This window comes from Pseudideonella sakaiensis (genome assembly GCF_048320135.1).
Classification (GTDB): Bacteria; Pseudomonadota; Gammaproteobacteria; order Burkholderiales; family Burkholderiaceae_C; genus Ideonella_A; species Ideonella_A sakaiensis_A.
Genome location: NZ_CP182947.1, coordinates 34,849 through 58,545, shown reverse-complemented (window position 1 = coordinate 58,545; position 23,697 = coordinate 34,849). Strand labels below are relative to the sequence as shown.

At 67.1% G+C, this 23,697-nt stretch carries 23 protein-coding genes; 15 read left to right on the top strand and 8 right to left on the bottom strand.

The window, feature by feature from the left end; translation table 11 throughout:
* Window positions 1–94: 94 nt before the first annotated feature.
* The 4 genes from ACNH6H_RS00280 to ACNH6H_RS00265 all read left to right on the top strand — a co-directional run bounded on the left by ACNH6H_RS00280 (window position 95) and on the right by ACNH6H_RS00265 (window position 4,725).
* Window positions 95–1,216, top strand: coding sequence for a hypothetical protein (locus ACNH6H_RS00280; protein WP_418314724.1), 1,122 nt, complete (start codon window positions 95–97; stop codon window positions 1,214–1,216).
* Between the two features lie 37 nt (window positions 1,217–1,253).
* A complete protein-coding gene (locus tag ACNH6H_RS00275) occupies window positions 1,254–2,399 on the top strand; it encodes an acyl-CoA dehydrogenase family protein (RefSeq protein WP_418314723.1) in 1,146 nt (381 codons plus the stop codon).
* A gap of 65 nt (window positions 2,400–2,464) precedes the next feature.
* Window positions 2,465–3,604, top strand: coding sequence for a CaiB/BaiF CoA transferase family protein (locus ACNH6H_RS00270; RefSeq protein WP_418314722.1), 1,140 nt, complete (start codon window positions 2,465–2,467; stop codon window positions 3,602–3,604).
* Window positions 3,605–3,705: 101 nt separating this feature from the next.
* Window positions 3,706–4,725 carry a Bug family tripartite tricarboxylate transporter substrate binding protein gene (locus ACNH6H_RS00265; RefSeq protein ID WP_418314721.1) on the top strand — a complete coding sequence of 340 codons (1,020 nt, stop codon included), beginning with the start codon at window positions 3,706–3,708 and terminating at the stop codon, window positions 4,723–4,725.
* 326 nt (window positions 4,726–5,051) lie between these two features.
* On the opposite strand, the gene ACNH6H_RS00260 is transcribed toward ACNH6H_RS00265, so the two are convergent.
* Window positions 5,052–6,200: an iron-containing alcohol dehydrogenase gene (locus tag ACNH6H_RS00260; RefSeq protein WP_418314720.1), complete on the bottom strand. Its 1,149-nt coding sequence runs from the start codon at window positions 6,198–6,200 to the stop codon at window positions 5,052–5,054.
* 105 nt (window positions 6,201–6,305) lie between these two features.
* Between ACNH6H_RS00260 and ACNH6H_RS00255 the strand changes: the two genes are divergently transcribed.
* The gene (locus ACNH6H_RS00255; RefSeq protein WP_418321168.1) at window positions 6,306–7,220 is read left to right on the top strand and encodes an alpha/beta hydrolase; all 915 of its coding nucleotides are present in this window, start codon (window positions 6,306–6,308) and stop codon (window positions 7,218–7,220) included.
* Window positions 7,221–7,247: 27 nt separating this feature from the next.
* The gene (locus tag ACNH6H_RS00250; protein WP_418314719.1) at window positions 7,248–8,126 is read left to right on the top strand and encodes a YbgC/FadM family acyl-CoA thioesterase; all 879 of its coding nucleotides are present in this window, start codon (window positions 7,248–7,250) and stop codon (window positions 8,124–8,126) included.
* 60 nt (window positions 8,127–8,186) lie between these two features.
* Here ACNH6H_RS00250 and ACNH6H_RS00245 read toward each other — a convergent pair whose 3' ends face one another.
* Complete coding sequence (locus ACNH6H_RS00245) at window positions 8,187–8,930, bottom strand: GntR family transcriptional regulator (RefSeq protein ID WP_418314718.1); 744 nt, start codon at window positions 8,928–8,930, stop codon at window positions 8,187–8,189.
* A gap of 114 nt (window positions 8,931–9,044) precedes the next feature.
* Between ACNH6H_RS00245 and ACNH6H_RS00240 the strand changes: the two genes are divergently transcribed.
* Together ACNH6H_RS00240 and ACNH6H_RS00235 are read left to right on the top strand one after the other, a co-directional pair.
* Window positions 9,045–10,046 (top strand): Bug family tripartite tricarboxylate transporter substrate binding protein, encoded by a 1,002-nt coding sequence (locus tag ACNH6H_RS00240; RefSeq protein ID WP_418314717.1) that lies wholly within the window; start codon window positions 9,045–9,047, stop codon window positions 10,044–10,046.
* 3 nt (window positions 10,047–10,049) lie between these two features.
* Window positions 10,050–10,766: a ribonuclease activity regulator RraA gene (locus tag ACNH6H_RS00235; protein ID WP_418314716.1), complete on the top strand. Its 717-nt coding sequence runs from the start codon at window positions 10,050–10,052 to the stop codon at window positions 10,764–10,766.
* A gap of 18 nt (window positions 10,767–10,784) precedes the next feature.
* Here the strand turns inward: ACNH6H_RS00235 and ACNH6H_RS00230 are convergent, their stop codons facing one another.
* The 3 genes from ACNH6H_RS00230 to ACNH6H_RS00220 are packed head-to-tail and all read right to left on the bottom strand — an operon-like array spanning window position 10,785 to window position 13,048.
* On the bottom strand, window positions 10,785–11,732 hold the full coding sequence (locus tag ACNH6H_RS00230; protein ID WP_418314715.1) for an NRDE family protein: 948 nt from the start codon (window positions 11,730–11,732) through the stop codon (window positions 10,785–10,787).
* Window positions 11,723–12,031 carry a DUF4936 family protein gene (locus ACNH6H_RS00225; protein ID WP_418314714.1) on the bottom strand — a complete coding sequence of 103 codons (309 nt, stop codon included), beginning with the start codon at window positions 12,029–12,031 and terminating at the stop codon, window positions 11,723–11,725. The genes ACNH6H_RS00230 and ACNH6H_RS00225 overlap by 10 nt, the downstream gene beginning before the upstream one ends.
* A gap of 6 nt (window positions 12,032–12,037) precedes the next feature.
* Entirely contained in the window at window positions 12,038–13,048 is a 1,011-nt protein-coding gene (locus ACNH6H_RS00220) for a YgfZ/GcvT domain-containing protein (protein WP_418314713.1), read from the bottom strand.
* 110 nt (window positions 13,049–13,158) lie between these two features.
* Here ACNH6H_RS00220 and mltG point away from each other — a divergent pair, with 110 nt between their 5' ends.
* The 7 genes from mltG (at window position 13,159) to ACNH6H_RS00185 (ending at window position 18,320) form a co-directional block, all read left to right on the top strand.
* Window positions 13,159–14,181: an endolytic transglycosylase MltG gene (gene mltG, locus ACNH6H_RS00215; RefSeq protein ID WP_418314712.1), complete on the top strand. Its 1,023-nt coding sequence runs from the start codon at window positions 13,159–13,161 to the stop codon at window positions 14,179–14,181.
* Window positions 14,182–14,260: 79 nt separating this feature from the next.
* Window positions 14,261–14,902: a dTMP kinase gene (gene tmk / locus ACNH6H_RS00210; RefSeq protein WP_418314711.1), complete on the top strand. Its 642-nt coding sequence runs from the start codon at window positions 14,261–14,263 to the stop codon at window positions 14,900–14,902.
* Between the two features lie 7 nt (window positions 14,903–14,909).
* Window positions 14,910–15,998, top strand: a complete 1,089-nt coding sequence (locus ACNH6H_RS00205; protein ID WP_418314710.1) for a DNA polymerase III subunit delta' — start codon at window positions 14,910–14,912, stop codon at window positions 15,996–15,998.
* 3 nt (window positions 15,999–16,001) lie between these two features.
* Complete coding sequence (locus tag ACNH6H_RS00200) at window positions 16,002–16,427, top strand: PilZ domain-containing protein (RefSeq protein WP_418314709.1); 426 nt, start codon at window positions 16,002–16,004, stop codon at window positions 16,425–16,427.
* 65 nt (window positions 16,428–16,492) lie between these two features.
* Window positions 16,493–17,302 carry a TatD family hydrolase gene (locus tag ACNH6H_RS00195; RefSeq protein ID WP_418314708.1) on the top strand — a complete coding sequence of 270 codons (810 nt, stop codon included), beginning with the start codon at window positions 16,493–16,495 and terminating at the stop codon, window positions 17,300–17,302.
* The gene (locus tag ACNH6H_RS00190; RefSeq protein WP_418314707.1) at window positions 17,299–17,937 is read left to right on the top strand and encodes an ankyrin repeat domain-containing protein; all 639 of its coding nucleotides are present in this window, start codon (window positions 17,299–17,301) and stop codon (window positions 17,935–17,937) included. Before ACNH6H_RS00195 ends, ACNH6H_RS00190 begins: the two co-directional genes overlap by 4 nt.
* A 173-nt stretch (window positions 17,938–18,110) precedes the next feature.
* Window positions 18,111–18,320: a hypothetical protein gene (locus ACNH6H_RS00185; RefSeq protein WP_418314706.1), complete on the top strand. Its 210-nt coding sequence runs from the start codon at window positions 18,111–18,113 to the stop codon at window positions 18,318–18,320.
* 172 nt (window positions 18,321–18,492) lie between these two features.
* On the opposite strand, the gene ACNH6H_RS00180 is transcribed toward ACNH6H_RS00185, so the two are convergent.
* From ACNH6H_RS00180 to ACNH6H_RS00170, 3 genes are all read right to left on the bottom strand, one after another.
* Window positions 18,493–19,473, bottom strand: a complete 981-nt coding sequence (locus tag ACNH6H_RS00180; protein WP_418314705.1) for an esterase/lipase family protein — start codon at window positions 19,471–19,473, stop codon at window positions 18,493–18,495.
* A gap of 27 nt (window positions 19,474–19,500) precedes the next feature.
* Window positions 19,501–20,127 (bottom strand): isochorismatase family cysteine hydrolase, encoded by a 627-nt coding sequence (locus ACNH6H_RS00175; protein ID WP_418314704.1) that lies wholly within the window; start codon window positions 20,125–20,127, stop codon window positions 19,501–19,503.
* Between the two features lie 216 nt (window positions 20,128–20,343).
* The gene (locus ACNH6H_RS00170) at window positions 20,344–23,664 is read right to left on the bottom strand and encodes an ATP-binding protein (protein ID WP_418314703.1); all 3,321 of its coding nucleotides are present in this window, start codon (window positions 23,662–23,664) and stop codon (window positions 20,344–20,346) included.
* Between the last annotated feature and the right edge of the window lie 33 nt (window positions 23,665–23,697).

The window sequence follows — 23,697 nt, the reverse complement described above, 5'->3', positions numbered from 1 at the left end:
AAACGCTCATCCTAAATAGTTGACTATTTAAGCTCCGCTTCGATAATAGGTAGACATTTGAAGGGCCTGTCGGGGCCCGCATCGGGAGCGACGATTGAACTGGCCCACGGTGATCTTCAGCGAGGAGGTGATGCGCGAGGGCTTCGGCATCGCCGATGCCGGGATCCCGCTCGCAGCGCGCATCGAACTGCTCGAGGCGCTGTCGGATACCGGGTTGCAGCGCATCACCGTCGGCGCCTTCGTCAGCCCGCGTTATGTGCCGCAGATGGCCTGCTTCGAGGAACTGCTGGCAGCGATCAGGCCGCGTCCTGGCGTGCAATACCTGACCTTCACGCACAACCGGAAGGCACAGTTGAAGGCGCTGCAGTTCTCGCCGCCGCTGACGGTCGAGCAGGATGTCTGCACGCTGTTCCAGGACATCTGCGACGTCCACCAGCGGCGCAACATGAACCGCTCGATCGAGCAGGGCATGGCCGGCTGGACCGAGACGATCGCCGAGGCGCGCGGGCGCGGCCTGACGCGCGCACGCGCCGGCATCGCATCGGCATGGGGCTCGAATTTTCTCGGCCGCTTCTCACAGGACTACCGTCTGTGGTCGCTGGCCCAGCAGATCGATGCGCTGCAGGCGGCCGGCCTGGAAGTCGTCGAGATCGGCCTGCACGATTCGCAGAGCTTCTGCCTGCCGCACGAGATGGAAGCCGACATCCGCGAGATCAAGCGCCGCTGGCCGGCGGTGAAGCATTTCCACCTGCACATGCACGATGCGCGCGGCATGGCGCTGCCGTGCATCTATGCCGCGCTGCGCAATCTCGACGCCAGCGACACCGTGCTGATCGAGGGCACGCTCGGCGGCATCGGCGGCGGCCAGTATTGCGGCAACGGCATTGCCTCGGGTATGGCGCCGACCGAAGACCTGCTGCACATGCTCGAAGGCATGGGCATTCCGACCGGTGTCGACCTCGACAAGATCATCGACTGCGTCTGGTTGCTCGAACGCATCGTCGGCCAGCCGGCCTTCGGCCATGTGTCGAAAGCCGGCCCGCGGCCGCAGCGGCCGGCCGAGTTCTACGACCCGAACCTGCCGGCGGTCGAGACGCTGCAGGCCGCGCGCCACTTCCGGCTCGGCGCAGCCGCCGGCACCGGCGACAGCTATTCACCGTGGAAGCACCCAATCACCGGCCCGTGGTTCACGGGCCCAGAACACGCGAAGGCGTGAACCCCATCGCGCCGATCGGCGCCAGCAAGGAAACACCATGAACTTCAGCCTCGACGACAACCAGATCATGATCCGCGACTCGGTGCGTGACTTCGCCGAGAAGGAACTGCTGCCGAAGTACCAGCACTGGGATCGCAGCGGCGAATGGCTGACCGACGACTACATCAGGAAGATCGTCGACATGGGACTGCTGCGCCTGCGCCTGCCCGAGGAATACGGCGGCCAGGGTTATTCATTCGTCGACTGCGGCATCGTCTGCGAGGAGATCGGCCGGGCCGACCACCAGATCCGCTACATCATCTCGAATGCGATCCACCTCGGCGAGATGGCATCGTCGATGCACCCGTCGCTGCAGAAGGAATGGATTCCGCGCATTGCCAACGGCGAGATGATGTCGCTTGCCTTCACCGAGCCGCGCGGCGGCGCCGACGCCGGCAACATCACGACCAAGGCGGTACGTGACGGCGACCACTGGGTGCTGAACGGCGAGAAGACCTCGATCACCTTCACCGGTGTCTCGAAAGTCGTTTTCGTTTCGGCGCGCACCGGCCGGCCCGGCCCGCGCGGCCTGTCCTTTTTCTGCGTGCCGACCGACACGCCCGGGCTGACGACCAGCAACTTCGAGCGGATGGGCCAGAAGCTCGATCGCGGCGGCAGCATGTTCTTCGACAACGTGCGCGTGCCGGCGATCAACATGATCGGCAAGGAGAACGAAGGCTTCATCTGGGCGATGACGATCATCGGCTACAACCGCAATTTCGTGCCGCTGGCCTGCATCGGCGCGGCGCAGAAGTCGCTCGAAGAGACGATGGATTACCTGAAGCAGCGCCAGATCATGGGCCGCTCGGCAACCAAGTGGCAGGGTGTCTCGCAGGAACTCGCGGTCTGCGCAACCCAGCTCGAAGCGGCGCGCATGCTTTGCTACAAGGCGCTGTCGCTGAAGGACAAGGGCCTGCGCCACGATGCCGAGTCGTCGATGGCCAAGTGGTGGGGCGTCAAGGTCGCCAACGAGGTGCTCTACACCTGCATGCGGCTGAACGGCCACTACGGCTGGGCCAAGGACCTGCCGCACGAGCAGCGGCTGCGCGACTGCCTCGGGATGGAATCCGCCGACGGCCCGCGCGAAGTCCACCTCGGCATCATCGCCCGCGACATCCTCGGCAAGGATTTCGCACCGTTCTGACCGCACGCATCGCGCCGGCGGCACCGTCCGCCGGCCGCGCGCTGCACTGATCAAGGAGCCTGCCGATGGGACCGCTGCATGGCATCAAGGTGATCGAGCTGGCCGGAATCGGCCCTGGTCCGATGGCGGCGATGCTGCTCGCCGACATGGGTGCGACGGTGCTGCGCGTCGACCGCAAGCAGCCGAGCGGCCTCGGCGTGCCGCGGCCGCAGAAATACGATCTGCTGCTGCGCAACCGCCGCTCGGTGCCGGTCGACCTGAAGGACCCGGCCGCGGTCGCCTTCGTGCTCGACCTGATCGACAGCTCCGACATCCTGATCGAGGGTTTTCGTCCCGGCGTCACCGAGCGGCTCGGGCTCGGGCCGGAGATCTGCCTCGAACGCAATCCGAAACTGGTCTACGGCCGCATCACCGGCTGGGGCCAGGACGGCCCGATGGCGCAGGATGTCGGACACGACCTGAACTACATCGCACTGACCGGCGCGTTGCATGCGATCGGCAGGGCAGGGCAGCCGCCGACGCCGCCGATCAACCTGGTCGGCGATTTCGGCGGCGGCACGATGTACCTGGTGATGGGTGTGCTCGCCGCGCTGGTCGAGGCGCGCAGCTCGGGCCACGGCCAGGTCGTCGATGCGGCGATGGTCGACGGTGTCGCCAGCCTGATGACGCAGCCGCAGGGCAGCTTTGCCGCAGGCATCATGAACAACGAGCGCGGCACCAATGTCACCGATTCCGGCGCGCCGTTCTACGAGACCTATCTGTGTTCCGACGGGCGCTATGTATCGCTGGCGGCTGTCGAGACCAGGTTCTACCGCGCCGCGCTGCAGGTGCTGGGGCTGCCGCATCTGCTCGCCACGCAATGGGACCGCGAGACCTGGCCGGCCGCGAAAGCGCAGATCGCCGAAACCTTCCTGACCCGCAGCCGTGACGAGTGGTGCGCCGCCTTCGACGGCATCGAGGCCTGTTTCGCGCCGGTGCTGAGCATCGACGAGGCGCCGAACCACCCACACCTGCGCGCGCGCGGCACCTACCTCGAGATCGACGGCGTCACCCAGCCGGCGCCGGCGCCACGCTTCAGCCGCACGCCGAACGGCGTGCCGAAGCCTTTCCAGCCATGGCAGGCCGACGAGGCCTGGAACATCCTCGCGCCATGGCTCGATGCCGCCGACGTTGCGGCCGCGCGCCGCGCCGGCGTGATCGACTGACACAAAACGAACGCGCGCGGCCGACGCGAAGGGGGGCGCCATGAGACCTTGAACCCGATCGAGACCGACTGCGAGCGAGCTTATCCATTCAGGAGACAACGATGAAACAGATTCAGATTCCCGTGATCCTCCGGCCAGCGTCCAGCCGCCGCCAGCTGTTGCTGGCCGGCTGCGCCGCCGCGATCGCTTCGACGCTGCCGATGCAGACCTGGGCGCAGAGCGACTTTCCAAACCGCCAGATCCGCATCGTCGTGCCGTATTCGCCCGGCACCGGCAGCGACGTGCTGGCACGAACGATTGCGCAGAGCATCACCGAGAAGACCGGCAAGTCGGTGATCATCGAGAACAAGGAGGGCGCCGGCAGCCTGATCGGCACGCAGGAGGTCGCGCGGTCGGCGCCCGACGGCTACACGATCCTGATCGCGGCCAATCCGCTGGTCATCGTGCCGAGCCAGAAGGCGGCGCCGCCCTACGATCCGGTGAAGGATTTTGTCCCGGTCGCGAAGGTCGCGGTGATCCCGCTGGTGCTCGCGGTATCACCCGCGCTGAACATCAACAGCGTGAAGGAGCTGATGGCCCATGCAAAGGCCAATCCGGGCAAGCTGAGTTATGGCTCGTCGGGCCCCGGCACGATCAGCCAGCAGGAAATGGAGCTGTTCAAGCAGGCCGCGAGCCTGGAGATCCAGGAGATTCCGTACAAGAGCACCGCGCAGGCGATGACCGACCTGATCGGCGGCAACCTGCCGCTGTTCCCGGCCGTCGTGCCGCTGGTCGCGCCACACATCCAGTCCGGCCGCGCGAAGGCGATTGCCGTGCTCGACAACCAGCGTTCGCAGCTGCTGCCCGACGTGCCGGCAATCACCGAAGGCGGCGGCATCCCGGGTTATGTGCCGACACCGGTCTGGTATGCCTTCGTCGCGCCGGCAAAAACGCCTGAGGCGGTCATCAACGTGCTGAACGGCTACATCACGACCGCGATGGCGTCGCCCGATGTCAAGACCAAGCTCGCGGGCCTCGGCGCCACACCGGTTTCGGTCACAAACGCGCAGTTCGCGGCCGATCTGAAGGCCGAATACGAGAAGGCCGGTGCGCTGGCGAAGAAGCTCGGCAGCTACAAATGAGCTGTTGAGCCGGGTCGGTGCTCAGGACTGTGGAAGCGGCTGCAGCCGCGATCGACCGGTGATTGCCTCGCCATCATCCCGAATCGGGGCTGAAGCCCCTCCTACGAATTGCCAACAGCCTCGCGCTGCTGTTGTGGGAGCGGCTTCAGCCGCGATTGCCGGTGATTGCGTCGCCATCATCCCGAATCGGGGCTGAAGCCCCTCCTACGAAAAACCGACAGCCTCGGGCAACCTTTGTAGGAGCGGCTTCAGCCGCGATTGCCGGTGATTGCCTCGCGATCATCCCGAATCGGGGCTGAAGCCCCTCCCACGGCAAGACTTCTCCCTCACATCGACGCTTCGAGCATCTCCCGGTAATCGTCGCGCGTGGCCAGCCGCGGCCCGGTCTTGTGGCAGTGGTCGGCCATCGCGCCGTCGATGATGCGCTCGAACATCTCGGCCTTGACGCCCATCGCCGTGAGGCCGCCGGGCAGGCCGAGGCGTTCGTTTTTCTGCTTGATCGCCTCGGCGACCTCGTTGCCATTGGCGCCGCAGCCGGCCAGCCCCATCGCATGGGCGATGCGCTGCAGCCGCCGTTCGCGCTGCATCGACTCGGCCGGCGCATTGAAGCGGATCACCGCCGGCAGGAACACCGCATTCAGCGTGCCGTGGTGCAGCCGCGGATCGACGCCACCGAGGCTGTGGCTCAGCGAGTGCACGCAGCCAAGCCCCTTCTGAAAGGCCATTGCGCCCTGCATGCTGGCGCACATCATTGCCAGCCGCGCATCGCGGTCGCTGCCATCCGTGGTTGCGCGTTCGATGTGGGCCCAGCCGCGCTCGAGGCCATCGAGCGCGATGCCGTCGGCCGGCGGGTTCAGCGCCGGCGCCATGAAGGTCTCCAGGCAATGGGCGATCGCATCCATGCCGGTCGCGGCGGTCAGCAGCGGCGGCAGACCGAGCGTCAGCTCGGGGTCGCAGATCGCGGTTTTCGGCACCAGCGACCAGCTGTGGAAACCGAGCTTGCGGCCATCGTCGACGATGACGATCGCACCGCGCGCCACTTCGCTGCCGGTGCCGGCGGTGGTCGGCACCGCGATCAGCGGCGCGACCTTGTCGGTGATCTTCGGGCTGCCGCCTTCGATCGTTGCATAGGTCTTCAGCGGGCCCGGATGCGTCGCAGCGATCGCGACACCTTTTGCGAGGTCGATGCTCGAGCCGCCGCCGACCGCGATCAGGCCGTCGCAGGCTTCGCGCGTGTAGATCTCGACGGCCGCACGCACGCCGGCTTCGGTCGGATTCGACGGTGTCTGGTCGAAAACGGCATGTTGCATGCCGACAAGTGCAGCCAGCGCCTTGTCGAGCACACCGGCAGCGCGTACGCCCTGGTCGGTCACGACGAGTGGCCGCCGGATGCCGGCCTTCTCGCATTCCTGCGGCAGCAATGCGATCGCGCCGAAATCGAGCTGGACCTGGGTGATGTAGTAGATCAGTGCCATCGTTGCTCCACGGGAGGCTTATGCTTGCCGGCGATCTTAGCCGTCCGCTGACCCGCCCGCGCCGTGACCTTGCACCCGACCCGAACCACCTTGCTGACGCCGCGCATGGCCGGCCTGCTCGACCGCATCCACCGGACGGGTCGGCCGCCGTTCCGCACGCTGCCGCCGGTCGAGGCGCGGCGCGCCTACCAGGCCAGCGCCGAGATTCTCGACCTGCCGCGTGCCGCATTGCCGCGCGTCGGCGAGCTGCGGATACCGGCCGCCGACGGCCATCAGATGCCGGCGCGGCTGTATGCGCCGAGCCGATCGCCCGGGCTGCCGGTGCTGCTGTATCTGCATGGCGGCGGCTTCACGATCGGCGATCTTGAAACCCACGACAGCTTGTGCCGGCAACTCGCGCTGCGCAGCGGCGCAGCGGTGATCGCGCTTGACTATCGGCTGGCGCCCGAACACCCGTTCCCGACCGCGGTCGACGATGGCTGGGCCGCGATGCGCTGGCTGGCCGAACACGCCGGGGAACTCGACCTCGACGGCGCCCGGCTCGCAGTCGGCGGTGACAGCGCCGGCGGCACGTTGGCCGCGGTCGCCGCGCTGCATGCACGAGACATCGGGCTGAAGCTCGCGGCCCAGGTGCTGATCACGCCAGGCACGACGGCCCATGCCGATACGCCGTCGCACCATCTGTTCGCCAACGGCTTTCTGCTCGAGGCCGCCGATATCGCGTGGTTTTTCGACCAGTACATCCCTTATCACCATCGTGGCGACTGGCGGTTTGCGCCGCTGAATGCCGACGATGCCGAAGGCGTCGCGCCAGCCTGCCTGGTGCTCGCCGAATGCGACCCGCTGGTTGACGAGGGTCTCGCCTATGCCGACAAGCTGCGCGCCGCCGGTGTGGCAGTCGAGCTCGAGCTGTACCGCGGCCTGACCCATGATTTCATCAAGATGGGCCGCGCGATCCCGGAGGCGATGGCCGCGCAGACGGCGATCGGCGATTTTCTGCGCGCCTCGTTCACCACCTGAAACCTGACCTTTTCCAAACCGTTGACCATGTCCGACACCAGCCCTGCCAAACGCAGCGATTTCCGCTTTCTCGAACGGCTGCGCGTGCGCTGGGCCGAGATCGACGCGCAGCAGATCGTCTTCAATGGCCACTACCTGATGTATTTCGACACCGCGATCGCCGGCTACTGGCGGGCGATGGCGATGCCGTACCACGAGACGATGGAAGGCCTTGCCGGCGACCTTTATGTGCGCAAGGCGAGCCTCGATTACCTCGGCTCGGCGCGATACGACGATCTGCTCGATGTCGGCCTGCGCTGCCGGCGCATCGGCAACTCATCGATCGTCTTCGACGGTGCGGTGTTGCTGCAGGAGCGGCTGCTGGTCGGCTGCGAACTGGTCTACGTTTTTGCCGATCCGGCGAGCCAGACCTCGAAGCCGGTGCCGCCGGCGCTGCGCGAGGCGCTGCAGGGCTTCGAGGCCGGCGAGACGATGACACGGCTTGAAGTGGGCGCCTGGCCGGAGCTGAAGGAACCGGCACGGGCGCTGCGCACCCGCGTCTTTGTCGACGAGCAACGAATCCCGGCCGATCTCGAATGGGACGATGCCGACGGCGATGCGGTGCATGCGGTGGTGTGCAACCGTTTCGATCGACCACTTGCGACTGGCCGGCTGCTGCAGCACGCACCGGCGGTCGGCCGCATCGGCCGGATGGCGGTGCACCAGGCGGTGCGCGGCAGCGGCATCGGCCGCCAGGTGCTCGATGCGCTGGTCGACGCGGCCCGCCGGCGCGGCGACCGCGAGGTGCTGCTGCATGCGCAGATGTCGGCGGTGCCTTTCTACCTGCGCGCCGGCTTTGCGACCCACGGCGAGGTCTTTGTCGAGGCCGGCATCGAGCATGTCGAGATGGTGCTGCCGCTGACGTAGGAGGGGCGTCAGCCCCGATTCCGAGTGTTGGCATGCCAACGATCGCGGCTGAAGCCGCTCCTACGTGCGCGCCTCATCCTCGAAATAGTCCGGATGCCGGCGGCGGATTTCCTGCAGGAATGCCAGCGGCGACTGCACATGTTCGCGCATCCGCTGGCTCGCCGCGCCGGCGTCGCCGGCGATGATCGCATCGACGACCAAGCGGTGGTGGTCGATTGCGATGCGATTGCTGCCGACAGCCGGAATCGCCAGGTGGCGGATCCGGTTCATTCCGGTGCGCGCCAGCCGCAGCGCAGCCCAGGCATGCGGGTGGCCGGCCAGCACCAGGATCTGGTGATGGAATTCCTCGTCAGCCGCGAGGTGCGCCGCATAGTCGGCGCGCGCTGAAGCCGACGCCTGGCGCTTGACGATCTGTGCCAGCGTGCGCCGCTGCGCCAGCGACGCCTGCGCCGCCAGTTCGACCGCCCGGCATTCGATCGCTTCGCGGACGAAGATCGCATCGCTGATCTTCGCCTCGTTCAGCCGCGCAACGAATGTGCCACGCTGCGGCAGCGACTCGAGCAGTCCCTCGTTCGCCAGCTGCCGGAACGCCTCGCGCACCGGCGCGCGGCTGACATCGAGTTGTTCCGACACCGCCTGCTCCGACAAGGCCATGCCAGGCAGGAAAGTGCAGTCGAGCACCGCGGTGCGCAAGGTCTCGTAGACACCTCGGCCGACCTGGCCGCGTGGCGGTGGATCGAGCGTCGCGTGAGCAGCTGATGTCGATGCGGCGAGGTCGGGGATGAACGGGCGGAGTCGTGCCATGTCGTGATTGTGCGGGCTTGTGGAGCGATCGGTCCAATGCTAGGATACTAGAATGTTAGTAAATCGATCGATCGGCATCCCGCCGGTTGGTCGGATCCACCCCGAGGAGACCCCGTGAGCCATCCCTTTTCCCTGACCCGCCGCGCTGTGGCGGTTGCGCTGCTCGCCGGCGGCACGCTGGCAGCCGCCGGCATCGCCCATGCGCAAGCTGCGGCCTGGCCGACGAAGACCGTGACGATCGTCGTGCCGTTTGCGGTCGGCGGCGGCACCGACATCGGCACCCGCATCGTCGCCCAGCGGCTGTCGCAGCTGTGGGGCCAGTCGGTCGTCGTCGACAACCGCGGCGGCGCCGGTGGCAACCTCGGGCTCGACGTCGTCGCCCGGGCACGCCCTGACGGCTATACGCTGCTGACCGGCAACGTCGGCACGCAGTCGATCAACCCGACGCTGTACAAGAAGCTCAGCTACAACCCCGATACCGCCTTCACGCCGGTCGGCCAGTTTGCCGAACTGCCGTTCCTGCTCGCTGCAACGACCTCGCTGCCGGCGAACAACGTCCGTGAGCTGATTGCGCTGGCAAAGGCCAATCCGGAGAAATACACCTACGCCAGTTCCGGCAACGGCGGCTCGCCGCACCTGTCGGGCGAAACCTTCAAGATCGCGACCGGCATCAACCTGCTGCACATCCCGTACAAGGGCGGCGGCGCCGCAATGACCGACCTGATCGCCGGCAACGTGCACATGATGTTTGCGTCGGTGCTCGAATTCTCCGGCCACGTGAAGGCCGGCAAGCTGAAGGCACTGGCGATTTCGAGCAAGCAGCGCGTCGCCGCGCTGCCGGACGTGCCGACGCTCGAAGAGGCCGGGGTGAAGGGCGCCGAGTCGGGCTCCTGGCTCGGCCTGCTGGCACCGGCCGGTACACCACAGGCCGTCGTCGACAAGGTATCGACCGATCTGCAGCAGGTGCTGGCGATGCCGGAAGTGCAGCAGCAACTGCTCGCGCAGGGCGCGGTCGCGAAGGGCGGCACGCCGGGAGAATTTGCCGCGCTGATCGCTGCCGACCGCAAGCGTTACGCAAAGATCATCGTCGACAACAACCTGCAGCTGGGGGACTGAGTCATGGCCTTGAAAGAATCAACCCGCGCCCGCCTGATGCAGGTCAGCACCGCAACGCTGTGCACCGCGCTGTACAAGCGCGGCCTGCGGCATCAGTTCATCCAGGACGTGCGCCCGCTCAATCCGAACGGCCCGAACATGGTCGGCGAGGCGTTCACGCTGCGCTATATCCCGGCGCGCGAGGACCTGAACCCGATCACGGTTTTCCAGGACCGCCAGCATCCGCAACGCGCCGCAATCGAACAGTGCCCGCCGGGAGCGGTGATGGTGATCGACAGCCGCAAGGACGCACGCGCCGCATCGGCCGGCTCGATCCTCGTGACGCGGCTGATGGTGCGCGGCTGCGCCGGCATCGTCACCGACGGCGGCTTCCGCGACTCGCCGGAAATCGCCGAGCTCGGCATGCCGGCCTACCACCAGCGGCCGAGCGCGCCGACCAATCTGACGCTGCACCAGGCGCTGGACATCAATGTGCCGATCGGCTGCGGCGATGCGCCGGTTTTCCCCGGCGACGTGATGGTCGGCGACCGCGAAGGCGTTGTCGTGCTGCCGGCACAGATGGCCGACGAACTCGCCGAGGAAGCGGTCGAAATGACCGCGTTCGAGGATTTCGTCACCGACGAAGTGCGCAAGGGCCGCAGCATCCTCGGCTTGTACCCGGCAACCGATCCGCGGACCAAGGACGACTTCGCGGTCTGGCGCAAGGCAAACGACCGTTGAAGCGCAGCGGGGCCGGCCTCAGCCGGCCGAGACGGGCTTCAGCAGGCTGCGCACGCGGCCGCGCTTGCGCGGCTGCAGCACCGCGGCCGGATCGAGTTCGCCATCGCGCACCGGTTCCTGCGGCGTCGGCAAGGCCTCGTCGACCTCGGGGTCGAGGCTGTAGCGCGGCGGCCAGTTTTTCAGCGTCGCGCGGCGCAGCAAGGCCACGCCGTTGGCGGTGAAGCTGCGTTCCAGCACATGGGTGACCAGTGTGCGGTTCAGCTTTTCGGTGATCAGCAGCGTCGAGCAGCGCGTGCCGTAGCGGCCGTCCGGGCTGCGGATGAAGGCCGCCGACAAGGTGCGTTCCCAGTCGCGCGGCACGCCGGTCGAGGGCAACTCATCGTCAGGCGCCGGGTCGCGGTTCGCCAGCGCGTCGAACAAGCGGATCGACAAGGCGTCGACCGATGCCGAACTCTTCACCGCGTCGCTGAGAGACCGCTTCAGCATCTGCACCTTCGGCCACGGCGTATCGAGCAGGTCGTTCGACAGCCCGTAAAGCCCGCGCTCGAGCCGCTTCGGATAACGGCTGCGGTTCGATGCCCAGAAGCAGCAGCCGAGTTTGAAATCGGCCATCAGCAGGTTGAAGCCGTTGTGGCCGGACAACGCGGTGCGCATCCAGAAGCGGTCCGGCGGCTCCTGCCCGGCCAGCCACTGCGGCACGATGTGGCCGCGCGACGGCGCCGTCGGATCCTGCGCATGCTGCGGCTCGCGCACATTGGTCAGCATCGCCATCCGCCCCTGCGTCGTCACGCCGAGCCAGGTGCCGCCGGCGCGCATGTCGCGCCCGCCGAGGATCGCCGGGCCGCCGCTGTCTGGCGTCCACCAGCCGAGCCGCGAGGCCGGGCGGTCGTAGAACTCGTCGCGATTGGCAGCGACCACCAGCGGAAAGCGGCGATCCTGGTCGATCGCCAGCGCAATCAGGCACATGGCTCGAAGACCTCGATGTGGCGCTCGCCGAGCAGCCACGGCGCGATGACGCGCGCCGCCTGCTCGATCGCCGCCAGCAGTTCGCTGGTGGCAAGCCGGTCGGCATCGGCTGCGGCCTGGACATAAACCTCCATCAGCGTCAGTTCCTCGTCGCCACCATCGTGACGACGCAGCAGGCGCGTCTGCAACGCGCCGAATTCGCTGCGCAGCGCCGCCTGAAACTGCGCGACCGCGGGCGTCACCGCCGGCTCGTGCAGCGCGGCGATGCGGTAGTAGATGAAGATTTCCGGCGCGGCCATGCGGGCTCAGCTTTCGCTCGGTGCCGCCACCTTGTACGGAAGCTCGATGCGGGTCAGCAGCGGGCCGTCGACGCCATCGAGGTGCAGGCTGCCGTCGTCGAGACTGGCCAGCTTGACCTCGATCAGCGCGGTTTCGCCGCTCGCGCCGGGCCGCGGCGCCGAATTGACGACCATGCCGGCCGGTTGCGTCACATCGCTGCTGTGAAAGACATCCTCGCCCGGTGCACAGGCTCCGGCGACATGAAACAGGAACATCCGCCGCTTCACGGTGCCTCGGTACTGGCTGCGCGCGACGACTTCCTGGCCGGGATAACAACCCTTCTGGAAATCGACGCCGCCGATCAGCTCGAAATTGACCATCTGCGGCACGAATTTGTCGACCGTCTCGGCCTCGATCGTCGGCATGCCGCTGCAGACCTCGAGCCAGCACCAGTTGTCGAGCGTCGGCGGCGGTGCCTCGTCGGAACCGGTCGCCGCGTCGGCGCCGGGCGCGGCGATGCCGGCGCCGGCGACCCAGACCGCCCGCGCAAGGCCGGCGACTTCGGGCAGCCGCAGCAGGCTGGCGCCATCAAGGCGGCGATGCCGCCACGGGCCGGCGTCCGCCAGACCCGCAGCCTGGCAAGCGCGCTCGGCGGCAGCGCCGATCAGCCCGGAGCAGACCAGCCGCGACGCGGCGTCGGCTGCTTCGGACGAGGCATCGCTCAGCTTGCACTTGCTGCGCAGCACAAACATCGACAGCCGCTTGACGGTGGCCGCCAGCACGCTGTCGTGGCACGACAGCAGCAGTTCATCGGGCCCGCCGCGCCAAGCGACAAAACTCGCCTGCAGCCGGCCCTTCGCCGAGCAGAATCCGGCCAGCCGCACCTCGTCGTCGCCGAGGCTGGCAAAGTCGCGGGTCAGCTGGGCGTGCAGGAACGAAGCGGCGTCGGGCCCGCTGGCGCGGATCAGGCCCCAATGCGGCAATTCGACGCTGCCACTCCAGCGCGGCGCGCTGCCGGCGGGCGAGGGATTGGACATGGCGCTGGGTCGGGTTTCGGCATTTTGCATCGCGCAATTATGATTGGGCCGTTGTTGCACCCGAGAGCCCGGCTCCGGGTGCCCCTGATCGCAAACCGTTCTAGTCCGAAATGAAACGTTGGCTGCGAAAAGCTGCGCTGGCGACCGGGATCTCGGTCCTGCTGCTGGCCCTGGTCGTCGGCACCGCCGGCTGGTACTGGCTCGAGCGCCCGATGCCGTTGGCCAGCGCCAGCGTCGAACTGTCGATCGAGCCGGGCACCAGCCCGCGCGAAATCGCCAACAACTGGGTCGCCGCCGGGGTTCAGGCTTCGCCGTTCCTGCTTTACGAACTGTTCCGCTGGTCGGGTGACGCGCGGCGCATCCGCGCCGGCAGCTACGAGATCGGCAGCGGCACGACGCCGCGCCAGTTGCTCAGCAAGATGGTGCGCGGCGATGTCAGCCAGGCCACCGTGCGGCTGATCGAAGGCTGGACCTTCCGCCAGTTCCGCGCCGAGCTGGCAAAAGCAGAGAGCCTGAAACAGACGACCGCCGGCATGACCGACGAGGAGATCATGGCCGCACTCGGCGAACCCGGCCTGCCGCCGGAAGGCCGCTTCTACCCCGACACCTATGCCTACAACAAGGGCAGCGACGACCTGGCCGTGCTGAAGCGGGCCCGGCGCGCGATGCAGACGCGGCTGCAGGCGGTCTGGGAAAGCCGCCCGCCCGACACACCGTTGCGCAGCGCAGATGACCTGCTGAAGCTGGCATCGATCATCGAGAAGGAAACCGGGCTGCCGTCGGATCGCCGCAAGGTCGCCGCGGTTTTCATCAACCGGCTGAAGATCTCGATGCCGCTGCAAACCGACCCGACCGTGATCTACGGCCTTGGAGAGAAGTTCGACGGCAACCTGCGCAAGGTCGATCTGCTGACCGACACGCCGTTCAACACCTATACCCGCAACGGCCTGCCGCCGACGCCGATCTCGATGCCCGGCAAGGCCTCGCTGCTCGCGGCGGTGAACCCGGCCGACAGCAATGCGCTGTATTTTGTCGCCCGCGGCGACGGCAGCAGCGAATTCAGCGATGACCTGGTGGCCCACAATCGCGCGGTCAATCTGTACCAGCGCGGCGGCAAGCCGGCGTCGAATTGACATCCCCGGGCGCACAGCCGGTGGCCGCCGGGCGGCATCCGCCGCGTGCGCCCGATCCACTTTCCGAGACCCAGACCAATTGATTCGCAGCATCGAAGGCGGCGCGCCGCAGCGCGGCAGGTTCATCACCGTCGAGGGCATCGATGGTGCCGGCAAATCAACCCACGTCGACGCACTGGTCGAACGGCTGCGCAGTGCCGGCGCGGGCGTGCTGGCGACGCGCGAGCCGGGCGGAACGCCGCTCGCCGAGAGCCTGCGCGAGCTGCTGCTCGAGCGGCCGATGGATGCCTTGAGCGAAACGCTGCTGGTTTTTGCGGCACGCCGCGACCACCTGCAGCAGCAGATCGCGCCGGCGCTCGCCCGTGGCGAAACCGTCGTCTGCGACCGCTTCACCGATGCGACCTTTGCCTACCAGGGCGGCGGCCGCGGTTTTGACCGCGCCATCCTCGGCCAACTTGAGCAGTGGGTGCACGGCGAGCTGCAACCCGACCTGACCTTGTGGTTCGACCTGCCGGCCGAAATGGCCGCAGCGCGGCGCGCGGCCGCGCGCTCACCGGACCGCTTCGAGCAGCAGGATCTCGATTTCTTCGCCCGCGTCCGCGCCGCCTATGCCGAGCGCTGTGCCGCGGCGCCGCAGCGCTTTGTCCGCATCGACGCGACGCCGGAACGCGCTGCTGTCTGGCAGCAGATCGACGCGGCACTCGTGCAGCGTGGCTGGTGAGGCGCGAATGAGTGACACGGACCCGCTGCCGTGGCTCGCCCGGCCGCTGACGCAGGCGCTGACCAGCCAGCACGGCCATGCGGTCTTGGTCAGCGGGCCGGCTGGCGTCGGCCAGTTCGAGCTGGCGATCGCGCTGGCGAAGGCCTGGTTGTGCGAGGCGACGGAGCGGCAAGCCGGGCAGGGCGCCTGCGGCGAATGCGCGGCGTGCAAGCTGCACGTCTCGTATTCGCACCCTGACCTGCTGGTGCTGCTGCCCGAGCTGCTGCAGGCAGCGCTCGGCTGGGGGCAGGGCGACGATGCGGCCAGCGAGAAAGCCAGCAAGGCCAAGCCGAGCAAGGAAATCAAGGTCGATGCGGTGCGCCGCGCGGTCGGTTTTGCGCAGGGTACCGGCGCCCGCGGCCGCGCCAAGGTCGTCGTCGTTTATCCAGCCGAGCGGATGAACGGCATCGCCGCCCATGCGCTGCTGAAAACGCTCGAGGAGCCGCCCGGCGTGACCCGGTTCATCCTCGCCAGCGCCGCACCCGACGCGCTGCTGCCGACGATCCGCAGCCGTTGCCAGACGGTCATGCTGGCCTTGCCCGATCCGGCGCTGGCGGTCCGCTGGCTGGCCGGGCAGGGGGTCACTGAACCCGAACTGATGCTGGCGGCCACCGGCGGCCAGCCGCAGCAGGTGCTCGATTGGCAACAGCAGGGCATCGATGCGGCCGGCTGGCAGGCCTTGCCGCAGGCGCTGGCGCGCGGCGACGCCGGCGTGCTGGCCGGCTGGCAATTGCCGCAGGTCGTCGGTGCGCTGCAGAAGGTCTGCCACGATGCGATGTGCCTTGCCGCGGGCGCGGCGCCGCGCTATTTCCCGGCCGCGGCGTTCGATCGGCTGCCGCTTCGCGGCGACGCCGGCGTGTTGCAGCGGCTCGGCGACTGGTCGCGCGAACTGAGCCGCACCGCGCGCCACATCGAACATCCGTTCAGCGTGCCGCTGATGATCGATGCGTTGATCGGCCAGGCGCGCGCCGCGCTGGCACCGCCGCAGCAGCGCGACAACAGCGGCAAGGCCATCCGTGGCAGCGCCACCACGCGCGACGTCCGTGGCTACACTTGAGCGATGAGCAACGGCGACATCAAGACGATACCCGGCGGGTTGAACGACCTGAGCCACCTGCCGAGCCCGGGCAGCAGTGGCGCCGGCGCCGGTCGCCCGAGCGTGATCCAGCTCGTCTTTCGCGAAAAAAGTGCGCTCTACGCCGCCTACATCCCGCTGATGACCGACGGCGGGCTGTTCGTGCCGACCACCCGTGACTATCGGCTCGGTGAAGACCTGTACCTGCTGCTGTCGCTGCCCGGCGATCCGCAGCGTTATCCGGTGGCCGGCAAGATCGGCTGGATCACGCCGGCCAATGCATCGGGCGGGCGCACGCAGGGTGTCGGCGTGCGTTTTCCCGGCGACGAAAAGACCCGCGCGCTGAAAGCCAAGATCGAGGAAATCCTCGGCACGTCGATCTCGTCGAGCAAGCCGACGCAGACGATCTGAGCGCGCGCGCCATTCTGGCGCCGCAACATTCGCGACTCCACCGACCACCTTTGCGCCCCAGCCGCATGTTTTTTGATTCCCACTGCCACCTGAGCTTTCCCGAACTGCAGGCCGACTGGCCGAATATCCGCAGCGCGATGGCCACGGCCGGCGTCGACCGCGCGTTGTGCATCTGCACGACGCTGGAGGAGTTTCCGCAGGTCCACGCGCTGGCGCTGGCCAACGACAACCTGTGGGCCAGCGCCGGCGTCCATCCGGACAACGAGGATGTGCAGGAGCCGACGCTCGAGTGGCTGCTCGAACTCGCTGCGCGGCCGAAGGTCGTCGCGATCGGCGAAACCGGGCTCGACTATTACCGGCTGAACGGCCGCAGCGTCGCCGAGATGGAGTGGCAGCGCGAGCGCTTTCGCACCCACATCCAGGCCAGCCGGGCGAACGGGCTGCCGCTGATCATCCACACCCGCAGCGCATCTGCCGATACGCTGGCGATCCTGCGCGAGCAGGGCGGCGACAACGGTGTCTTCCACTGTTTCACCGAAACGATGGACACCGCGCGCGGCGCGCTCGACCTCGGCTTCTACATCTCGTTTTCCGGCATCCTGACCTTCAAGACCGCGAAGGATTTGCGCGAGGTTGCCGCCTACGTTCCGCTCGACCGCTGCCTGATCGAGACCGACAGCCCGTACCTGGCACCGGTACCGTTTCGCGGCAAGACCAATACACCGGCGCTGGTGCCCTACGTCGCGCAGCAGCTGGCCGAGATCAAGGGCTTGCCGGTCGAGGAGGTCGCCGCCATCACGACCGCCAATACCGAGCGCCTGTTCAAGCTGCCCCCGCTGCCGAAAGCAACGTCAAACCAACTTCAAGCCCGATGAGAAACTACTTCAAATACATCTCCTATCTGATTGCCGCCGTTACGATTTCCTGCGCGCATGCCAACCCGCAAGAGGACTTGTGGGTGGCGGTGAACCGCGACGACGCCGGCGCCGTCAGCCGCCTCGTGCGCAGCGGCAGCGACCCCAATGCGCTCGACAACCGCGGCCGGACGATGCTCGGTTATGCGCTGTTGAACGAGTCGCACAAGGCGGCCGAAGCCTTGCTCGCCGCGCCGCAGCTCGACATCAACAAGCTCAATCCGAACGGCGAGTCGGCGCTGATGATCGCCGCGCTGCGTGGTCGTCTCGACTGGGTGCAGCGGCTGGTGGCGAAGGGCGCAAAGATCAACCACGACGGCTGGAGCGCGCTGCACTATGCCGCGACCGGACCGAATCCGGAGGTCGTCGACTGGCTGATCGGCAAGGGCGCCTTCATCGATGGCCGCTCGCCGAACGGCACCACGCCGCTGATGATGGCGGCCCGTTATGGCGCCGAGGCTAATGTCGACCGGCTGCTGGCGGCGAAAGCCGAGATCCGCGCCAGCAACGAACACGGGCTGACAGCAGTAGATTTTGCCAAGGCCGGCGGCCGCGAATCGCTCGCGGCGCGTCTCGAGAAGCTGATGCCGCGCTGAGGGGCGTCGGGTCGGCAACCCGGCCGGGCGCCGGGACCCTGACAAACGGCACCTGTCGACCGACAGCCTTGTCAGCAAATGCCTGACACGGCGGCTGGCGTTGTACCGACTGCGTGCCTTTGGCGGCAAATCTACATTCGCTTCCATCGAATCCTCGATAGGGAGATCAAGAAATGCAGACCGCCGCCACGCTGGCCTCGAATCCGTTCGCGCTGATGCTCGACCCGCAAGCCGTCTTCGCTGCGGTCGACCACTCGGAGCGCCTCGCCCGGCTGCACCGCCAGGTGTTCCATCCGCTCGACAAGCCGCTGATCTCGAAGCTGCCGGAAAGCGTGCAGGCCTACGACGAGGCGATCGAGTACGAAGCAGGTCTCGACGACTGATCGATTTCCTGGAGCCTGGGCTGCCAAATGCGGCCTGCTCCTTCGTCACTTCGATCTGTGACGACGATGTATATTATGTAAACTCCGACAGGGTTCGGCTGAAGATTGCGTCTGGCATCACCTTCGCCGACGAACACTTCTGCGCCCCGTCGAGCACCCCTTGCCGGCACGGCTAACGCCGGTGCCCAGGCAGCAGCCCGTACACCGCAGCCACCATCCGTTCGAACGCGGAACGCCGCTCCGGAGCAACGGGCTGCAGCACGCCTTTCTGCTCGAGGATCGCCAGCAGCTTGGTCGGCGCCTGCAGTTTGTCGCCGACGATCTCGACATGGCCAGCGTCGACCTCGACGCGGTCGACCCGCGGGTCCGCATCGATCGTCGCGTTGCGCTGTTCGGCCAGCGAAAAGATGAAATCGCTCTCGACGCAACGCCCGCCCTCCTGTCGTCGACAGGTATCGCGCTCGTCGGTATCGATCTTCAGATGATCGACACCGGCCGACAGCTGCCCGGGCTCGTTGATGAAGCGCGACGAAAACGTGATGTCGGCCCACTTTGCGCCGGTGATCGCATGGCAGCTCAGCGGCAGCAGCCCGAGCGTCAGCGGATAAAGCCAGCTCTTGCCGCAGGTGCGCGCCGCATCGATGCCGGAAAACGGCCCGGAAATCGTCACCAGCCGCCAGTCGGGCGTCTTCTGCTTCGGCAAGGGCGGCTCGGCGAGTGCATCGGTCATCGCCTTGCGCGCGACCAGCGCGCCCTGGCTGTGGCCGATCACGGTGATCTGCCGGCTGCCGGTCTGTTCGGCGAGTTGCGAAACCGCACGGCGCAATTCGGTTGCCGGGTCGTCGAGCGCAGCGCGGTCGTCATAGGTGAAGCAGGCCGATTGCTGGCCCTGGAATGCCAGCACCTGCGCCAGCGCGCGGAACTGGCCCGACGATCCGAAGCAGCCATGCACCAGCAGCGTCACCGGCTCGCCGGTGCGCACCTGCAACCGACGGTCCGGGTTGTCGGTGCACGGCCCGAGACCGGCAATCGACAATGTACGGTCGGGTTTCGGCAGCTGGCTGCGGTCGAGATCCGGCGCAAAAATCGGATCCGGCGTCGCGCAGCCGGCGAGCAGCGCAAGCAGAACCAGCAATGGAAATGGGTGCCTCATGAGGGCAGCAGGATAGCCGCTTCCCGCTCAGTTCGGGCCACCGTCGCCGCGTGATTTGCGCCGGTCTTCAGCCGGCGAGATGTCGGCCTTCAGCACCCGCGCCATGTGCTCGAGCGCCGCCTGCGTCGCCTGCTCTTCCTCGGCGGCGACGCAGTCGCTCGGAATGCGCACCGAATAGCCGCGCAGATAGGCGTCCATCGCGGTGAACAACACGCAACTGTCGGCCGCAACCCCTGCCAGCACCAGCTTCTTGCACTTCAGCTGCTCGAGCAGGATGTCGAGCGCCGTCGCATAAAACGCCGAGTGCCGTGGCTTCAGGATCGTCAGGTCGTCCTTGCGCGGCTTCAGCGCGCGGGCGATTTCGGCGGGGTAACCGCGCTTGGCGGCGCAGCTTTTCCACAGCGCGTTGAGGTCGGCATTCCAGTTGCCGTAGTTGTCGTTCGCGTAGACCGTGCGCACGCCCTGCCGGCTCAGCTGCCGGCGCAGCTTTGCTGTCGCTTTTGCTGCCTTGGCGGCTGCCGGAGCCAGTTTCTCAGCGCCAGGGAAATCGAGCGGATTGACGAAGTCGACCAGCAGCAGCACCGTCGGGCTGCTCGGCATGTCGGCATCGCGCAATTTGCGGCGGGACGATCCGCTCGATTTGCCATTGACCATGGAGACGGCATCAGGAAGTCAATTTGTCCAATGCTCGTACAGGCGGCTCGGCCACGCCGGTCAGACAGCACCACTTGGAGAAGTCGGCTGCCTCTTACGGTGGGCCCTCTGCAGCTTGGAGCGACCGTGCCGAGCTTGTCGACACCAGGGCCGTCACCTAGAAATCACTTCAAGTATTAGAGAATCAACTTTAAGTCTCGACCTCAAGCTATTGATTCAGAGCAATTTTTCCAACAGTGCTTCGGCTTCGCGTATCGGCGCGGTGTCCCCGCCCTGGCTGAACTTCTGCAGCAGTGGTGCAAGCAGCGCCTTAGCCTCGGAGCGCTCGCCACGCGCCTGCCAGCAGGCAGCCACTCTGGATGCTGCCCGCAACTCCCAGGAAATCGCCTTCTGCTTGCGGGCGATCGCGAGTGCTTCCAGATAGGCGGCCTCGGCTGCGGCGGCCGGCCGATCGGCCTCCTCCAACTGGAAATAGTCGCCCAGCCAGATCAGGCAATCGGGCCAGAAATACCGCTCCGTTCCGCTGCCGATTTCCTCGCGTATCCACCTGGCCTGACGGGCGGCCTCTTCGAGACGGCCCTGCTTTGCCAACGCATAGGCATGGACCGCCCTGTGCGCAGGAACCATCGCGCCGGTCTGCGTCCGGGCAAGGTGGTTCAAACCGGTGTCCAGCGCCTTCACGGCCGGCGCCGAACGCCCGGCCAGCATCTCGGCGTAGCCATTCAGGATCGCGCCGTACCCGCGCCACAGGTCCATCTCGTAGGTCTCGGCGAAGACGATGGTCTCGGCGCTCAGGCGCAGGGCCTCGGCTGCATCGCGCGCCACGACTGCAACGATCGCGCCGTGCGCCAGCGCGTGTCCGAGCGTGTGCACGTGGCCCATCGCGCGGGCGGCCTCCACCGTGCGCGCCGACAAATCGCGCGCGTCATCGATGCGGCCCAGTGCCCACAGCGTCAATGCGACATGAAACTGGGTCGCGATCTCCGGATCGGCACCGAAGCGCTGGGCAACCGCAAGCCGCTGGACGCGCGACTTTTGATGCACGATCACCGCCAGCGATGCCGCCTCGTCGAAGATGGCATTCGCCACGGCAGGCTCGCCGAGGATCATCTGGCTGATGCCGAGCGCACGCATCGCGGTCAGTCGCCAACTTGCGCTCTCCGCGTCATTGGCGCCCTGCAGCATCCGTTGCGCAACGTCGAAGGCCAGCTGATGGTCGCCACGCACGTAATAGATGACCCACATCGCGTAGGCGATCGAAAAGCGCTGCGCGGCGTCGCCCATCGTGGCCGTCAGGGCCTCGGCACGCTTGAAGACCTCCAGCGTCTGTGAATGGCTGTAGCCGCGCAGCGGGATCGTTGCTTGCCCGAGCAGCATCAGCAGTTGCAGTCGCCGGGCCTGCCAGCACGGGTCGTCGGGCATCGAATCGACCAGCCGCAGTGCGTGCCCGAGGTGGGCGATGGCCTCCTGGTATGCCGGCTTCGCGATCGCAAGCGTGCCGGCGCTTTGCCAGTAGTCGATTGCCTTGTCGAGCAGTCGCGCCTCGCTGGCATGTCGGGCCAGCAATTCCGGCGGTGTTGCCGGCCGCGCCTCCAATGCGGGCAGCAGCCTCGAATGGATTTCCTGACGCCTGGACTTGAGCAGGCTCTCGTAGGCTGCATCCCGTACCAGCGCATGCTTGAAGACATACAGCCGGTGGCTCGGATCGCCGCGTCGAAAGATCAGCTGCGCGGATTCCAGCCTTGCCAGGCAGTCGCTCAATTCGTCCGCATCGATTCGCGTGATTGCTGCCAGCAGATCGCGGTCGAACTCGCGGCCGATGCAGGCAGCAAACTGGGCGACATTTTTAAGCGCCGGGTGTCGATCGAGGCGCGCCATCAGGCTGTCATGCAGCGAGGCAGGCACCGCAATCTGGCGTGGCGGCGGTTCCGGTCCCCCGCCCGCATCCGCTGCGTCGGGCGGCGGCCCGGACTCGATCACCGCTTTTGTCAGCTCCTCGATGAACAAGGGCACGCCATCGGTCTTCAGCACGATCTCGCGCATCAGCCCATCGGGCACCGGTTTCCCGCGCGACAGGTCGCTGACCATCGCCGAGACGTCGTCGGCGCCGAGCTTGCCCAGCACGATCTGGTGCAGATTGGCGGGCTGGCCGAATGCGAGATCGGCGTCCGGTCGGGCGGTGACGATCGCGAGGATCGGTGCATCGGCGATGCGGTCGATGCAGTAGGTGATCAATTCGCGTGTCGTCGGATCGATCCAGTGGCCGTCCTCGAGCACCCAGAACAACGGCGAGTGCCTGCCGATTCGAAGCAGATGGTTCAGCAAGGCGTCGAATGTGCGTATCCGCTGCTGGTCGCGCGTCAGTTCGAGCTTGCCGTAGCGATGTTCGCCGTCGAGTCCGAGCATGGCGGCAATCAGCGCCAGATCGGTCGCCGTGGCGCCGACGACCAGCGCCTCCAGGCGGTCGAGCTTGGCATCGGCCGTGGCGGCGCCATCGATGCCGGCATCGTGCGTCAGCTGGCGGATCATCGGATAAAGCGCAGTCTCGCTGTGGTACGGCGAGCACTGCGAGACGATCTTCACGTGCGGCTGAGCGCGCAGCCTCTGCTGCATCGCCTTGACGACGCGGGACTTTCCGATCCCTGCTTCGCCGGTCAGCATCACCACCTGGCCGTGGCCGCCGATGGCGCGTTGCCAGAGGCCCTGCAATGTCGCCAGTTCCTCGTCCCGGCCGACCAGCGCAGTCAGACGAGAGCCACGGTGGCCGTCGAAACGTGTCGTCACCGCGCGCTCGGCCAGCACCATGTGCGCGGCGACGGGCATCGGCAAGCCCTTCACGGCCCGTGGTGGCAGTGCCGCCATCTCGAACAGATTGCCGGTCTGGGCGCGGGTCTGCGCGCTGACGACCACCCTGCCCGCTTCCGCCAGATCGACCAGCCGCGCCGCCAGATTCGGCGTTTCGCCAAGCACTGCCCGCTCGGTGGCCTCGCCCCCGCCGAGAAGCTCGCCCACCACGACCAGTCCGGTCGCGATGCCGATGTGGGCCGCAAGCGCCTGGCCGGATGGGGCCTTCAACCCGGCCACCCGCGCAACGATTGCCAGCGCCGCACGCACTGCCCTTTCGGCATCGTCTTCATGCGCCTTCGGGTAGCCGAAATAGACCAGCACGCCATCGCCGATGAAGCGCGCGACATTGCCATCGAAACGCGCCACCTCCGCAGCAACCGTCTGCTGATAGCTGCGGATCAGGTCGCGCAGGTCCTCCGGATCGAGCTGGCTCGACAAGGCAGTCGAATTGACCATGTCGACGAAGACGACGGTCAGCCGACGGCGCTCGGCGCCGGCCGGTTCAGGCCGCGGCAGCGTCGCCATCGCGGCGAGCAATTTGAGCCGCGGCCCGATCGGAATGCCGAGCTCCTTCAGGTGCGCTTCGCTCATCAGCGCAAGGGCCTCGGCATCGATCTGCATCGACTCGAAGCGGTCGGCCCATTGCCCCAGACCATGCACCTCGAGCCAGCCTCGTACATCCAGCCGCATCGCCAGCACCCTCAGTTTGGTGGATGACCTGCA

What these genes read in the sequence shown, in the direction of transcription:
- ACNH6H_RS00275 (WP_418314723.1), top strand. Translation starts at nt 1,254, where the DNA reads ATGAACTTCAGCCTCGACGACAACCAGATCATGATCCGCGACTCGGTG.
- ACNH6H_RS00270 (WP_418314722.1), top strand. Translation starts at nt 2,465, where the DNA reads ATGGGACCGCTGCATGGCATCAAGGTGATCGAGCTGGCCGGAATCGGC.
- ACNH6H_RS00265 (WP_418314721.1), top strand. Translation starts at nt 3,706, where the DNA reads ATGAAACAGATTCAGATTCCCGTGATCCTCCGGCCAGCGTCCAGCCGC.
- ACNH6H_RS00260 (WP_418314720.1), bottom strand. Translation starts at nt 6,200, where the DNA reads ATGGCACTGATCTACTACATCACCCAGGTCCAGCTCGATTTCGGCGCG.
- ACNH6H_RS00255 (WP_418321168.1), top strand. Translation starts at nt 6,306, where the DNA reads ATGGCCGGCCTGCTCGACCGCATCCACCGGACGGGTCGGCCGCCGTTC.
- ACNH6H_RS00250 (WP_418314719.1), top strand. Translation starts at nt 7,248, where the DNA reads ATGTCCGACACCAGCCCTGCCAAACGCAGCGATTTCCGCTTTCTCGAA.
- ACNH6H_RS00245 (WP_418314718.1), bottom strand. Translation starts at nt 8,930, where the DNA reads ATGGCACGACTCCGCCCGTTCATCCCCGACCTCGCCGCATCGACATCA.
- ACNH6H_RS00235 (WP_418314716.1), top strand. Translation starts at nt 10,050, where the DNA reads ATGGCCTTGAAAGAATCAACCCGCGCCCGCCTGATGCAGGTCAGCACC.
- ACNH6H_RS00230 (WP_418314715.1), bottom strand. Translation starts at nt 11,732, where the DNA reads ATGTGCCTGATTGCGCTGGCGATCGACCAGGATCGCCGCTTTCCGCTG.
- ACNH6H_RS00225 (WP_418314714.1), bottom strand. Translation starts at nt 12,031, where the DNA reads ATGGCCGCGCCGGAAATCTTCATCTACTACCGCATCGCCGCGCTGCAC.
- ACNH6H_RS00220 (WP_418314713.1), bottom strand. Translation starts at nt 13,048, where the DNA reads ATGTCCAATCCCTCGCCCGCCGGCAGCGCGCCGCGCTGGAGTGGCAGC.
- mltG (WP_418314712.1), top strand. Translation starts at nt 13,159, where the DNA reads ATGAAACGTTGGCTGCGAAAAGCTGCGCTGGCGACCGGGATCTCGGTC.
- ACNH6H_RS00205 (WP_418314710.1), top strand. Translation starts at nt 14,910, where the DNA reads ATGAGTGACACGGACCCGCTGCCGTGGCTCGCCCGGCCGCTGACGCAG.
- ACNH6H_RS00200 (WP_418314709.1), top strand. Translation starts at nt 16,002, where the DNA reads ATGAGCAACGGCGACATCAAGACGATACCCGGCGGGTTGAACGACCTG.
- ACNH6H_RS00195 (WP_418314708.1), top strand. Translation starts at nt 16,493, where the DNA reads ATGTTTTTTGATTCCCACTGCCACCTGAGCTTTCCCGAACTGCAGGCC.
- ACNH6H_RS00190 (WP_418314707.1), top strand. Translation starts at nt 17,299, where the DNA reads ATGAGAAACTACTTCAAATACATCTCCTATCTGATTGCCGCCGTTACG.
- ACNH6H_RS00185 (WP_418314706.1), top strand. Translation starts at nt 18,111, where the DNA reads ATGCAGACCGCCGCCACGCTGGCCTCGAATCCGTTCGCGCTGATGCTC.
- ACNH6H_RS00180 (WP_418314705.1), bottom strand. Translation starts at nt 19,473, where the DNA reads ATGAGGCACCCATTTCCATTGCTGGTTCTGCTTGCGCTGCTCGCCGGC.
- ACNH6H_RS00175 (WP_418314704.1), bottom strand. Translation starts at nt 20,127, where the DNA reads ATGGTCAATGGCAAATCGAGCGGATCGTCCCGCCGCAAATTGCGCGAT.
- ACNH6H_RS00170 (WP_418314703.1), bottom strand. Translation starts at nt 23,664, where the DNA reads ATGCGGCTGGATGTACGAGGCTGGCTCGAGGTGCATGGTCTGGGGCAA.